This is a genomic window from Stappia sp. ES.058, from assembly GCF_900105595.1.
Lineage (GTDB): Bacteria > Pseudomonadota > Alphaproteobacteria > Rhizobiales > Stappiaceae > Stappia.
Genome location: NZ_LT629784.1, coordinates 937940 through 950886 on the forward strand (window position 1 = coordinate 937940; position 12947 = coordinate 950886).

Consider the following 12947-nt stretch of genomic DNA (forward strand, 5'->3'; position numbering starts at 1 on the left):
CCCCGATCACGTCGGGGATGACGCCGGAGAGCGGGGCACTTTGGGAGATACTCCGCAGCCGTGTCGTGAGCGACCGTGAGGTGTGGCGTAGGAGACAATCGAACGGCGGTTTGCGGCGACACTACCGAAAAGCAGCGATGGTGCTGGAGTGCGCCTCCCGCACCGCCGTCATCCCCGACGTGATCGGGGATCCATTGGCACCCTCGGCAATCGCGGTTGGGCGAGGCGAGGGCGGAGCTCGCTCAAGTGTCCGCCCCTCACTCTTCCGTAAACGTCATCGCCGTGCCGTTCATGCAGTAGCGCAGGCCGGTTGGTGGCGGGCCGTCTGGGAAGACGTGGCCGAGATGGCCGTCGCAGGTGCCACAGCGGATTTCCGTGCGCAGCATCCCGAGCGAGCGGTCCTCGATCTCGGTGACGGCGTCGGGCGTGACCGTCTCGAAAAAGCTCGGCCAGCCGCAGCCGGCATCGAACTTCGTGTCGGAGCGAAACAGCGGCGTGCCGCAGCCCGCGCAGGAATAAAGCCCGCCCCGGAAAATGTCCCAATAGGGCCCGGTGAAGGGGCGCTCGGTGCCCGCGCGCCTGAGCACGTGGAACTGCTCCGGGGTCAACTCCGCCTGCCATTCGGCATCGGACTTTTGAACTCTGGGATGAACGGTTGTATCGGTCATTGTGGGTAGCCTGCTCCCGTTTTCCGGCGATCCCTTGAAATAGGAGCGAACCGGCAAATCGACAATGGCTTCGCGGTCGAATGACGAAAGCTTTCCGCCGGGGACGTAAAACGCTTGCCCCGGGTTTGGACCTGCATATATGTGGAGCAAATCTTAACGAACACTCGCTAGAAAACGTCGATTCGTTTCCAATGCCGGCTGTTCTGGCCGGAACATCTTCCTGGGGAGGCCCATGCCGCTGTTCGGACCCGAGGCGACCTTCTTCGCCGTACTGGCGCCGTTTGCCGCCGCGATCGTCGCTCCGGCGCTGACGCGGGCGATGGGCCACAACGCCGCCTGGCCGCTGGCCCTGGTGCCCGCCGTCGTCTTCGTCTTCTTCGCAGGGCTTGTGCCGCAGGTGGCCGACGGTGAAAGCTTCACGCCGGGCATCGCATGGGCGCCCGCTTACGGGGTCAGTTTCTCCTTCTTCATCGACGGCCTGTCGACGATGTTCGCGCTGCTGATTTCCGGCATCGGCACCTTCATCATCCTCTATGCCGGCGGCTATCTTAAAGGGCACGCCCACCAGGGGCGGTTCTTCTCGTTCCTCTTCCTGTTCATGGGGGCGATGCTCGGCCTCGTGCTCGGCAATGACCTGATCACGCTGTTCGTGTTCTGGGAGCTGACCTCGATCACCTCCTTCCTGCTGATCGGTTTCGACCATTTGCGCGCCGCCTCGCGCCGCGCCGCGATCCAGGCGCTGGTGATCACCGGCGGCGGCGGCCTGTCGTTGCTTGCGGGCTTCCTGGTGATCATGAATGTCACCGGCGAGGCCTCGATGTCGCAGGTGCTGGCCGGCGGAGACGTGCTGCGCGAACATGCGCTCTACCCGCTGATCCTGCTGCTGGTGCTCGGCGGCGCCTTCACCAAGTCGGCGCAGTTTCCGTTCCACTTCTGGCTGCCCAACGCCATGGAGGCGCCGACGCCGGTTTCCGCCTTCCTGCATTCCGCCACCATGGTGAAGGCCGGCGTCTATCTCTTGATGCGCATGCATCCGGTGCTTGGCGACACCATGCTGTGGACGACGATCCTCCCCGTTTTCGGTGGCACGACGCTGATCGTCGGCACGCTGCTTGCCGTGCGCCAGACCGACCTGAAGCTGATGCTGGCCTATACGACGGTCGCCTCGCTCGGTCTCCTGGTGATGCTCACCGGCACCAGCTGGGAAAAGGCAATCGAGGGCGCGGCGCTCTATCTGCTGGCGCATTCGCTGTTCAAGGGCGCGCTGTTCATGATCGCCGGCACCATCGACCACGAGGCCGGCACCCGCGACGTGACCAAGCTTGGCGGCTTGCGCGGTGCCATGCCGGTGACCTTCGTCGCTGCCTGTCTCGCCGCGCTGTCGATGTCGGGCCTGCCGCCCTTCGTCGGCTTTATCGCCAAGGAATATCTCTACGCCGGGATCTGGGGCGATGGCGGGATCTACTACGCGCTGACCGCGACCGCCGTGATCGGCAACGCCTTGATGCTGGTGATCGCCGCCGCCGTCGCGTTGAAGCCCTTCCTCGGCGCGAAGGTCGAAACGCCGAAACACGCGCATGAAGGTCCGCTGCTGCTCTTTGCCGGGCCCGTCGCCCTGTCGCTGACGGGGCTTGCCACCGCGCTTATGGCCCATTCGACGGGCGTGCTGCTGATCCAGCCGGTGATCACCTCCATCACCGGGGTCCAGAGCACGGTCGATGTGCATCTGGTGCCGGGATATGTCGGCGCGCCGCTGATCCTGTCGGGTCTGACGGTCCTGCTCGGCATTGTGCTTTATCTGAAGCTCGACACCCTTCGCGGCGCAATGGCCGGCACGCTTGCGGCCATCGGTTGGGGACCGGACAAGGGCTTCGACCAGGCGATCGCCGGGATCGTGCGGTTCGCGGATGCGGTCACGCGGCGCCTGCAGGGCGGGCGCATGGACATATACATGACGCTGACCTTCCTGGTCGCGGCGGCGGCGTTGCTGATCCCGCCGAGCCTGACGGGCAGCTGGCCGTCCGCGCTGAAGATGCCGGATTTCCGCTTCTATGAGTGGGGCGTGCTGATCATCGCGGCGGTGGGTCTCGTCGCGGTGCTCACCGCGCGCACCCGCCTGACCGCGATCGTCTCGCTCGGCATTCAGGGTTTCGCGGTGGCGCTGATCTTCATGCTGTTCGGCGCGCCGGATCTCTCCTTCACCCAGTTCATGGTCGAGACGCTGTCGGTGGTGATCCTGGCGCTGGTAATGACGCGCCTCAACCTGCAGCCGCGCGACCACCGGCCGATGGGCTACCGGGTGGTCCACGGCCTGATTGCGACGGCATTGGGTGTCGGGTTCGCCGCGCTGCTGATCCGGGTGACCCAGCTCACTTTCGACCGCTCGCTGTCGGACTTTTTCGAGGCCTACAGCCGCACCATCGCCCATGGCCGCAACATCGTGAACGTGATCCTGGTCGACTTCCGCGGGTTTGACACCTTCGGCGAGATCGCGGTCGTGATGATCACCGGCCTGTGCGTGCTGGCGCTGATCCGGGTGCGTCCCAAGCGCGGGGAGGAGGCGGCGCTCGACAGGGCCGCCGGCGACGAGGCGCTGTCGAAGCGCGAGGAGGCGCAGATATGAGAACCATCATCTTCCGCACCATCGCGCCCTATCTGGCGGCACTGATGGTGCTGTTTTCCATCTTCGTGCTGCTGCGCGGACACAACGAGCCGGGCGGCGGTTTCATCGGCGGGCTGATCGCGGCCTCCGCCTTCGCGATCTACGGCATCGCCTGCGGCGTTGCCGCCGTGCGGCGCGCGATCACCCTGCATCCGATGACGATCTCGGCCTGGGGCCTGTTCATCGGCGGACTGGCCGGCCTGCCGTCTCTGTTCATGAAGCAGCCCTTCATGACCAGCCAGTGGTGGTACGTCCATGCCTTCGGCGTCGAGATCCCGCTGTCGACGCCGCTGTTCTTCGACATCGGGGTCTATCTCGTGGTGGTGGGGTCGATCAGTTCGATCGCGCTGGCGCTCGAAGAAAGGGAGAGTGACTGATGGAAGCGGCTCTCGCCATCCTGATCGGCCTGTTCTTCGCGGTCGCCACCTATCTGCTGATGTCGCGCCAACTGGTGCGCATCCTGCTTGGCATCGCCATCCTCGGCAACTCGGTGAACCTCCTGATCTTCACCTCGGGGCGCTTGATGCGCGAGGTGCCGCCGGTCATTCCGGAGGCCTTTCAGGTGCCGCCGGGTCCGATCGCCAATCCGTTGCCGCAGGCGCTGATCCTGACCGCGATCGTGATTTCCTTTTCGTTCTTCGCCTTTCTGCTGGTCCTGGCGTTCCGCGCCTACCAGGAGCTTGGCACCGACGACACCAATGAGATGCGGGTGGCCGAGCCGACGGGCGACGCGCCTCCGCCGCAAGGGTACTGACGATGGCCGCTACCGATTCCGCCGTGGACCTGTCGCAGGCAATGCGCCTGGAGCCGGTTTTGCCGGCCGACTGGCTGCTGGTCGCGCCGCTGATCATCACCATTCTGGGCGGTGCCTTGTGCCTGATGACGCGCAAGAACACCGACGCCCAGCCCAAGGTCGCGATCATCTTCCTGACGCTTCTGGTGCTCGCCTGCGCGGGCCTGCTGGCCCATGTGCTCGACAAGGGCGTGGTGACCATGGTCGCCGGCGGCTGGCTGCCGCCCTTCGGCATCGCCTTCACCGTGGATGCGCTTGGCGCGACGCTGGCACTCACTTCTTCGATCGTGGCGCTTTGCGCCGCAATCTACGGCATGACCGACGTCGACAATTCGGGCCGCCGCTACGGGTTTTATCCCTTCCTGCTGTTGCTGATGACCGGCGTCTGCGGTGCCTTCCTGACCGGGGATATCTTCAACCTGTATGTCTGGTTCGAGGTGCTCTTGATCTCGTCCTTCGGCCTGCTGGTGCTCGGCAACGAACGTGCGCAGCTCGATGGCGCGGTCAAATACGCGCTTCTCAACATCATCGCGACGACGCTCTTCCTGATTGCCACCGGCCTGCTCTACGGCATTCTCGGCACGCTCAACATGGCGGATATCGCGATCAAGGCGCGGGCGGCGGGCACCGACGGACCGCTGATGACCGTCGCGGTGCTCTATTTCCTGGCCTTCGCCATGAAGGCGGCCGCGTTCCCGGTGAACTTCTGGCTGCCGGCCTCCTATCACACGCCGCGCATCGTCATCGCCGCCGTCTTTGCCGGCCTCCTGACCAAGGTAGGCGTCTATGCGCTGCTGCGCATCTTCGGGTTGTTGTTGCCGGACGCGCGGGTCGCTCTTGCCGATATCATCGCACTGGTCGCGATCGTCACCATGCTGACGGGGGTGCTTGGTGCGCTGGCGCAGACGGACGTGCGTCGCCTGCTCGGCTATCTTGTGATTTCCGGCATCGGCTCCATGCTTGCGGGCCTTGCCATCGGCACGACCCCGGCGCTTGCAGGGGCGATTTTCTACGCGGTGCATTCGATCCTGGTGATGACCGCGCTTTACATGGCGGCCGGCATGATGCGGGCTCTCGGCGGATCCTACTCGCTGCGTGAGCTCGGCGGCCTGTATCGCGCCAGTCCCGCCTTTGCGGCAGTCTTCCTGATGCTGGGCTTCGCGGTTGCCGGTCTGCCGCCGTTCTCCGGCTTCTGGCCAAAAGTCATTCTGGTCGATGCCGCTCTCGTTGGCGGTCACGGCTGGATCGCCGGCGCCATTCTGGTCACCGGGCTGCTGACGACAATCGCCGTCGGGCGCGTGTGGATCTACGCCTTCTGGCGCGGCGGCCCCGAGGGCACGCCCGACGGCCAACTCGTCGCCTTTACCGTTCCGGCGCCGGAAGCTGTCGGTGCGAACGTCTGGTTGCCGATTGGCGTTCTTCTGGGTCTCGTCGTGCTTCTTGGTGTCCAGCCGGAATTCATGATGCAGGTGTCCGGCCGCGGCGCATCGACCTTGAGTGAGCCGATGGGCTATCTCCGGTCCGTCTTTGGGGAGGGTGCGCTGTGACCAGCTTGTTCCTGATCAACATCCTGCTCGCGCTCGCCTGGGGCGCGGTCACCGGAAGTTTTGCCGAGGTCAATCTGTTCTTCGGCTTCGTGCTGGGCGCGGGCGCGCTCTATATCATCCGCGAGCAGGTCGGAACCCGCGGCTATCTTACCAGGACCTGGCAGATCGTGACACTTGCGCTGCTGTTCCTTTATGAGCTTGTTCTGTCGGCCCTGCGCGTCGCAGGCATCGTGTTGCGTCCGCGCATCGATCTGGAGCCGGGGATCATCGCCTATCCGCTGACGGTTGATCGAGATTTCGAGATCACGATGCTGGCAAACCTGATTACCCTGACGCCCGGCACCCTGTCGGTGGATGTCTCGGACGACCGCAAGACGCTGTACGTTCATTGCATCGACGTTCCGGATCCGCAGGCAACCATCGACGACATCAAGAACGGGTTCGAACGCAAGATCCTGGAGGCGTTCCGATGAGTGGACTGGAACAGTTTTCGGGCGATTTTCTGGATGTCTGCGTGAACATCTCGCTGGCGCTTCTGACGGTCGCCTTTTTTCTCACGGTCGTGCGGATCATCAAGGGGCCGACGTTGCCTGATCGGGTTGTGGCGCTGGACATGCTGGTGGCACTCGGCATCGGCTTCATCGCGGCCATCGGTATCCAGACGGACTATTATCTGTATGTCGATATCGCGATTGCGCTCGGTCTTGTCGGGTTCCTCGCCACGGTCGCCTTCGCTCGTTTCGTGCTCAATCGCGGACTGGCGAAAGACGCGACCATTGTCGAGGAAGTGAAACAAAGCATTGCGGATCGAGAGGCAGGCCGATGAATCCGGTTTATGAAATCATCGTTGGCGTCGTGCTGGTGACCGGCTCGATCTTCGCCCTGATCGCGTCGATCGGCCTGTTGCGCCTCAAGGATGTCTACATGCGCATGCACGCCGGGTCCAAGGCGGGCACCCTCGGATCCGGTCTGATGCTGGTCGCGCTTGCGGTGCATGCCCATCAGATCGACGTGATCACGCGCGCGTTTGCCGGCGTGGTGTTCTTCCTGCTCACCGCCCCCGTCGCGGCGCATCTGCTGGCAAAGGCCGCCTATGAGGCGGGCTACCGCCCCTGCGCCGACACCAAGATCGACGAGATGGGCAAGGGAAACGAGTGACGCCTCCTGCCGCAACGTCATATTTTCGGGCGACTGACGGATTTTTGGCCTCAATATTCGGGTTCTGCTTCTTCTCTCGGGCGCGAAATCTAGGGTGAAGTCACGAATTCCTGCGATGAAGCAGGAAGCGGTTATAGATTCTTTCAAGTTTTTTCTTGTGATCTCATTTTCAGCGATATATACGGTCTTCATGCTTTTACGACGGCAGAATCGAAGTCGGTTCGGGTGGAAACGCAATATCGTGATAGTACGTTGATCACTTTGAACAAGCTAATCTGCCGATCTATTTCCGATGTGTTCCGTCATAACTAGTGGGTGGAAAATGACTGAAATGGTCGCCGACGACAATCTCATCGACCTGACTGCCGATATCGTCTCGGCATATGTTGCAAACAACACGGTCGCCTCGACTGACCTCGCAGGCTTGATCAACGAGGTGTACAATGCGCTTCATCGCACCAGCACGGCTGCCGTCGAGCCGGAGCCGGAGCCGCTGAAGCCTGCCGTCGCAGTGAAGAAGTCCGTGACCCCGGACTACATCATCTGTCTTGAGGACGGAAAGAAGTTCAAGTCGCTGAAGCGTCACCTTCGCACCCATTACGACATGTCCCCCGAGGAATATCGTGAGAAATGGGGGCTTGCGAGCGACTACCCGATGGTTGCGCCGAACTATGCGGCCGCCCGTTCGGAACTCGCGAAGAAGATGGGCCTCGGCCAGCAGCGCAAGCGCTCCAAGTAAGCGCCAGCCAGCGTTTTCCGGGTCTGATCCGGATCATACGACCGTCGCGAGAGGCCTCGCGGCGGTCGTTTTTGCTTCCGCTGTCGCCTGCTTCGCCGGTCAGACGTCTGCCGGGGATTTTCCGTTGCGGGGTTTCGCGCCGGGATCCGGACGGTGTGCCTGACACAGCGCCATCGCATGCAGCTGCCGCAACGCGGCGAGCCGGTGTCCGTCATGGACCCAGGATCCGCTGCGCCCGCGCTCGCGTTCCTGAACAATCGATCTTTCCAGCCATTGCGCCTGATCGTGCAGCAAGGTGTTGAGGTCGCACGGCTCGTCCCTGGGTGGACGGGCCGGCGCAGGGCAGGGGACCGCCAGCCGCGCCGAGAGCCGGGCATAGAGATGTCTGCAGCGAGACGGGCATGTGTCGTCGTTCTGTCTTGCGGCTGCTGCCATCCCTTTTTGGCAATGCACGAGCGGACAGCCAGGGCCCGCGGTGTCCCGATTGTCGGGTGTCATTTCTTTGGTCTCCGTCGTCATGTCGGGTCTTCGGCGCTGTCCACGGACGGTTCGGCCCCGGCATCCAGTATGCGGCTGGAGCCGGGGGCGGGACCAAAGCGATTTGCCGTTTCGCTATGTGTTGGGTGTGAGCGGGCGAGTTATCCCCGTGCGTGTATTTTTCCCGTATTGATATAGGAATATAAACCTATGATTGATTTCGGGAGTTGGGACATGCAGGTAAACCAGAGGGAAACGACGCGCCGGCCCGCCATTTCGGGAGCCGGCGTTTGGCAAAAAAGCGACGACCTGCACGGGACAGACGGGTCTTCGCGAACCGAGGGACGGTTGCGTGCCGAAAAGAGCGGCAGCCGGAGCCGCGGGCAGCGCGCCGGGTTGGCCGGAGACGGCGGCGCGCCGGGAGAAATGGACCCGCGCGGGGCCGATCTGATCGTGATGGCGTGCGTCGTTGCCGTGTTCGGGGTTTCCCAGCAGGAACTTGCCGCTCGCAGCCGGGGTCTGGCGCATGTGGCGCTTGCCCGGCAGGTCGCGATGTACCTGCATCATGTGGTGTTGCGCCGGACGCTGACGGCGGTAGCGGACCGGTTTGCGCGAGACCGGACGACCGTGGCGCATGCCTGTCGGGTCGTCGAGGACCGGCGTGACGATCCGGCCTTCGAAGAGCTCTTGGACGCGATCGAGCGGGCGGTTCAGGGCGCGCTCGGGCCGCTTTGCCAGTCGCGGCGGGGGCGGGGCTGATGGCGGCTGCGTCGTCCCGAACCGGCCCGGGACCATCGACCCGCGAGGTAGACCGCCTTTTGCGCAGGCTTGACGCGGCCGGGGCCTGGCGCGTCGCGCCGGTCGGGACGCGGGACCACGATGCGGACGCCAGGGATGACAGGGTTCGCCTGCTGGAGGCGCCCTGCGACGGACCAGCGCAGATGCACGCGCAAGGGATTCTCGTCTCCCGCACCGTGTTGCGCGGCGCCATGGACCACGATCTGATCGAGCGGTGCGGCACGGACGCGCTGCGGCTTTCGCAAATTGGCCGTGCCCGGCTCCGGCGCGCGGCTGCCGGCGACGACGGATTTCGCGCCCAGCATCAGGCCCGGGGAACGCGAACGCTGGCACGGCCTGACGGGTCGCGGGAGGTTCTGGCCGTCGACCATGGGGAAAGCCCGCTGGCCTGGTTGCGCAACCGCAAGGGCGCGGACGGCGCGGCCCTGATCGATGCACCCCGGTTCGAGGCCGGCGAACGGCTGCGCGCCGACGTCACCTTCGGGCGCATCGTTCCCGGGCTTGCCACGCAAAGCTGGGACGGGGCGGGCGGTACCGGCAAAAAGCGCTCCGGCGCCTTCGGCATCGCGGATCTGTCCGATGCGACGATCGCTGCGAGGGTCAGGGTGGAAAGGGCGCTCGCCGCGGTCGGGCCGGAACTCGCGCCGGTGCTCGTTGATGTGTGTTGCGAGCTGAAGGGCCTTCGCGAAGTCGAAAAGGCTCGGCGCTGGCCGCCGCGGTCCGCCAAGGTCGTGCTGCTCATGGGACTGGAACGGCTTGCCCGTCACTATGGGCTGATGCCGTGATGCCGTGACGGGCGCCTTGCGCCTTCTTCAGGCTTCGGCAAGCGCTGCGCGGGCGTCCGCGCGGATCTGATCCACCATGGACTTCAGACCGTTGGCGCGTTGCGGTGTCAGATGTTCTTTCAGCCCGATCCGCCCGAAGACGCCGTCGATGTCGGTATCGACGATTTCCGTGGCACTCTTGCCGTTGTAGGCGGACAGCACAATGGCGACGAGACCCTTGACGATATGAGCGTCGCTGTCGCCGTCATAGCTGAGATGGGTGGCGCCGTCCGCCTCCTGAGTGGCGGATTTCGACAGCCAGACCTGGGAAACGCAGCCGCGCACCTTGTTGGCCTCGGTGCGATCCGCTTCCGGAAACTCCGGAAGCGTGCGGCCGAGCTCGATGACGTAGCGGTACCGGTCGTCCCACTCGTCGAGGAATTCGAAGTTGTCGAGGATTTCTGAAAGCGGAGGGATCATGGCGCCTGTCGGGTCGTGGGTGACTGGACCCGTATATAGTCCTCATCAGGTGCCAAGAAAACCGTTGGCTGGCCATCGGAATTTGCGCAAGGCGCTGGAACCCGGTCTCGGGCACCGATCGGCGCCCCGAAAAAGAAAAGAACCGCAGGCGAAAAGGGCAGCAATTCGCCTGCGGCTGGCGGAAAGACCCGCCAAGTGTTGGCGCAAACGTCTGTTCGTGGAGCGCGCCGGGAGTATCTTCCAAATTCTGTCAAGCCGCTGTAGGTCAGGCGCCCGGTCGGGGCCGGGGCATCGGCAATGCCGCGTTGGGCGAGACGTCGACTGTCTCGGACGCAGGCGCGGTCGCTGTCACCGGGGCTTGCGACCCGGCTGCGGGCAGGTCGAGGGCCCAGTCCGGTTCCAGATCGGACGCAGACAGCGTTCCGGTCGCGCCGGTGACGAGCGTGCCGTCTTCGTCCATGTAGTCGTAAAGGAGCTTGGCGCTGACTTTCGCCTTCTCGCCGATGCGGGAAATAGCCTGCCCCCCCGTCGCGCATGTCTCCGGATTGCGTTCGCAGAAACCGGAAAGGTCGCTGATGGTCGATTGTGCCGCGAAGAAGGCCTGCACCGGGGATAGTCCGGCCGTCGGGCTTTCATCGGGACCTGTGTCGATCGGCAGGAGCAGGAGCACCAGACCGATCCAGAATGCGCATCTCAGCAAGAAGAACATGTTTGCCGCCCTTCGTTCAGTCGTCCTGTTCAAGGTCGGTTGCGATCGCCGCAGACGGGTCGTCACGAACCGTTATGCCCGCACACTAGCAGGGACGTTCGAAGAAGCGGTTGCGGCTTGCGCGCGCATTTTCATCAAATTCGAGACGTGTTTTCACAAAATTTGCATCAAATTTTAGCGAAATTGTCGCGTGCGCCGCCGGCCCGACGGAAATCCCGAAAAACGAAGGTTTCACGGTTCCTTAAGCCGTTCCTGTGACGATTGCAGACAAGAACGGCGAACAAACGGCAGGCGTGCCGGGACCAGGAATATGATGCCAGAATTTCGGGATCGGCTTCGGCGCGGGCTCGGCCTCGTCGACCAGTTGATCCATCCGTCGGTGGCGCACGACGCCTCCGGCCTCTCCAGACACCGAGCCTTCATCGGCGCCCATCTGGCGTGCGGCGCGCTTGCGCTTGCAGCGCTGCCGATGCTGCTTGCGTTGCACGGTCCGTTGTCGCCCACGGCCATTCTGGTCTTTGCCTGGGCTCTGACGCAGTTGCCGCTGGCGATGTATGTCTCGCGCAGCGGCGCGTTGGCGCACGGGCAGCTCGGCTCCGCGCTCGCCTCGGCCGGATTCGTCGCCGGGTTGGCGGCGCTGAGTGGCGGCCTTGGCTCGCCCGCACTTCCCTTCCTGGTCTTGGCTCCACTGGAAGCCGCGCTCACCTGCCGGCGCGGCGCGGTCGCCCTGACGCTCGCCACCTGTCTGGCTCTGGTCGCACTTCTGGCCGGTGTCGATGCGCGCGCCCTTGCGCCGGTCGACGCCGAGCCGGTGTTCGGCATCCTTTCGATCGGGGCGGTTGCAACCGCGATGGCCCTGATGCTGGCAAGTCTGCTGGCGCTCGCGTTCGTTGCGGAATTCCGGGCCGCCCACGCCGACATGCAAGGGGAAGCGGAGCGCCACCGGCTGCTCGCGCTCCACGCCCGCGATGCCGTTGCCGTGCATGAACCGGGCGGTCGGATCGCTAGCATCTCGCCCACGGTGCGCGGCCTGTTCGGCCTCGCGCCCGGAGAACTCGCAGGCGACGGGTTTTTCCAGCGTCTGCATGTCGGCGACCGGCCGGCCTATCTGAAGGCGGTTTCCGACACGGCCGCGGACGGCACCTCGCACAGGCTCGAATTGCGGCTGCGCCGGGGCGGCAACCGTCCGGGCGAAACCGGCCTGTCCGATTTCGGCTGGATCGGTTTCGAAACAATGATCGATCCAGAGAGTGGACGGGTCGTTTCGGTGATCCGCGACATCGACACCCGCCGCGAGATGGAAGCCGACCGGGACGCCGCCCGCGAAGCGGCCGACGCGGCGCAGGAGGCCCGTTCGCGGTTTTTGGCAACCGTGAGCCATGAGTTGCGCACGCCGCTCAACGCGATCCTGGGTTTTTCCGACCTGATGCGAAAGCTGCCGCAGACCGCCTCCGATACGCAAAAGGTGCGCGATTACGCCGGCCTGATCCACGAGTCGGGCAGCCACTTGTTGCAATTGGTCAACGACATGCTGAACATGGCGCGGATCGAGGCGGGCCAGTTCCGGATCACGAGCGAGCCGGTCGACATGCGAAACTGCCTCGACGGATGCCGCCGGATGATGGCGGCAGAAGCCGATCAGGCCGGTCTTCGTCTGTCGTCCGACATTCCCCTCGATCTCGGCGAGTTTACCGCCGATCCGCGTGCCTGCCGGCAGATTGCGCTGAACCTTCTTGCCAATGCCGTGAAGTTCACCGCGGCCGGCGGCCGTGTCGTGCTTTTTGCGCGCAAGGAAGCCTCGGGCCTCGTCTTCGGCGTGCGCGACACGGGCGTCGGGATTGCCGCCGACGATCTCTTGCGCGTGACGAAGCCGTTCGTGCAGGCCAGCGACGGCACGACCCGCGCCCATGAAGGCGCCGGACTGGGCCTGTCGGTGGTCAAGGGCCTGGCAGAGCTTCATGGCGGACGCATTTCGCTGGAAAGCCGTGTTGGCCACGGGACTTGTGTGACCGTCTACCTGCCGGCTGGACATACCCAGGCGGCATCGCCGGCGGCGTGCATCGGTCCTGACCACGAAGCCGAGCCCGGTCCGGGTGTGACCGGGATGCCAGCCGGTACGGATGACGCCGCGTTGAGGCGGATCGCATGATCC

14 protein-coding genes are annotated in these 12947 nt (G+C 64.4%); 11 read left to right on the forward strand and 3 right to left on the reverse strand.

Features of this window, described 5'->3' with window-relative positions:
• Window positions 1-257 precede the first annotated feature (257 nt).
• Window positions 258-668 carry a peptide-methionine (R)-S-oxide reductase MsrB gene (gene msrB, locus BLU32_RS04460; RefSeq protein WP_093805176.1) on the reverse strand — a complete coding sequence of 137 codons (411 nt, stop codon included), beginning with the start codon at window positions 666-668 and terminating at the stop codon, window positions 258-260.
• A 232-nt stretch (window positions 669-900) separates the two neighbouring features.
• Between msrB and BLU32_RS04465 the strand changes: the two genes are divergently transcribed.
• The 10 genes from BLU32_RS04465 to BLU32_RS04515 all read left to right on the forward strand — a co-directional run bounded on the left by BLU32_RS04465 (window position 901) and on the right by BLU32_RS04515 (window position 9627).
• Complete coding sequence (locus tag BLU32_RS04465; RefSeq protein WP_093805177.1) at window positions 901-3291, forward strand: putative monovalent cation/H+ antiporter subunit A; 2391 nt, start codon at window positions 901-903, stop codon at window positions 3289-3291.
• Window positions 3288-3707, forward strand: a complete 420-nt coding sequence (locus BLU32_RS04470; RefSeq protein ID WP_093805178.1) for a Na+/H+ antiporter subunit B — start codon at window positions 3288-3290, stop codon at window positions 3705-3707. Before BLU32_RS04465 ends, BLU32_RS04470 begins: the two co-directional genes overlap by 4 nt.
• Window positions 3707-4084 (forward strand): Na+/H+ antiporter subunit C, encoded by a 378-nt coding sequence (locus BLU32_RS04475; protein WP_093805179.1) that lies wholly within the window; start codon window positions 3707-3709, stop codon window positions 4082-4084. Before BLU32_RS04470 ends, BLU32_RS04475 begins: the two co-directional genes overlap by 1 nt.
• 2 nt (window positions 4085-4086) lie before the next feature.
• Window positions 4087-5670 carry a Na+/H+ antiporter subunit D gene (locus tag BLU32_RS04480; RefSeq protein ID WP_093805180.1) on the forward strand — a complete coding sequence of 528 codons (1584 nt, stop codon included), beginning with the start codon at window positions 4087-4089 and terminating at the stop codon, window positions 5668-5670.
• On the forward strand, window positions 5667-6143 hold the full coding sequence (locus tag BLU32_RS04485; protein ID WP_093805181.1) for a Na+/H+ antiporter subunit E: 477 nt from the start codon (window positions 5667-5669) through the stop codon (window positions 6141-6143). Before BLU32_RS04480 ends, BLU32_RS04485 begins: the two co-directional genes overlap by 4 nt.
• On the forward strand, window positions 6140-6496 hold the full coding sequence (locus BLU32_RS04490) for a cation:proton antiporter (RefSeq protein ID WP_093805182.1): 357 nt from the start codon (window positions 6140-6142) through the stop codon (window positions 6494-6496). The genes BLU32_RS04485 and BLU32_RS04490 overlap by 4 nt, the downstream gene beginning before the upstream one ends.
• Window positions 6493-6828: a monovalent cation/H(+) antiporter subunit G gene (mnhG, locus tag BLU32_RS04495; protein WP_093805183.1), complete on the forward strand. Its 336-nt coding sequence runs from the start codon at window positions 6493-6495 to the stop codon at window positions 6826-6828. The genes BLU32_RS04490 and mnhG overlap by 4 nt, the downstream gene beginning before the upstream one ends.
• 322 nt (window positions 6829-7150) lie before the next feature.
• A complete protein-coding gene (locus BLU32_RS04500; protein ID WP_093805184.1) occupies window positions 7151-7567 on the forward strand; it encodes a MucR family transcriptional regulator in 417 nt (138 codons plus the stop codon).
• Window positions 7568-8278: 711 nt separating this feature from the next.
• The gene (locus BLU32_RS22145; protein WP_208976974.1) at window positions 8279-8803 is read left to right on the forward strand and encodes a helix-turn-helix domain-containing protein; all 525 of its coding nucleotides are present in this window, start codon (window positions 8279-8281) and stop codon (window positions 8801-8803) included.
• A complete protein-coding gene (locus BLU32_RS04515) occupies window positions 8803-9627 on the forward strand; it encodes a DUF6456 domain-containing protein (RefSeq protein WP_157727503.1) in 825 nt (274 codons plus the stop codon). The genes BLU32_RS22145 and BLU32_RS04515 overlap by 1 nt, the downstream gene beginning before the upstream one ends.
• Window positions 9628-9654: 27 nt before the next feature.
• Here BLU32_RS04515 and BLU32_RS04520 read toward each other — a convergent pair whose 3' ends face one another.
• Both BLU32_RS04520 and BLU32_RS04525 read right to left on the reverse strand, forming a co-directional pair.
• Entirely contained in the window at window positions 9655-10086 is a 432-nt protein-coding gene (locus BLU32_RS04520; RefSeq protein ID WP_172838531.1) for a SufE family protein, read from the reverse strand.
• 265 nt (window positions 10087-10351) lie between these two features.
• A complete protein-coding gene (locus BLU32_RS04525) occupies window positions 10352-10795 on the reverse strand; it encodes a DUF5330 domain-containing protein (protein WP_093805187.1) in 444 nt (147 codons plus the stop codon).
• Between the two features lie 310 nt (window positions 10796-11105).
• On the opposite strand from BLU32_RS04525, the gene BLU32_RS04530 reads away from it, so the two are divergent.
• Window positions 11106-12944 (forward strand): HAMP domain-containing sensor histidine kinase, encoded by a 1839-nt coding sequence (locus tag BLU32_RS04530; RefSeq protein ID WP_093805188.1) that lies wholly within the window; start codon window positions 11106-11108, stop codon window positions 12942-12944.
• Window positions 12945-12947: the final 3 nt, after the last annotated feature.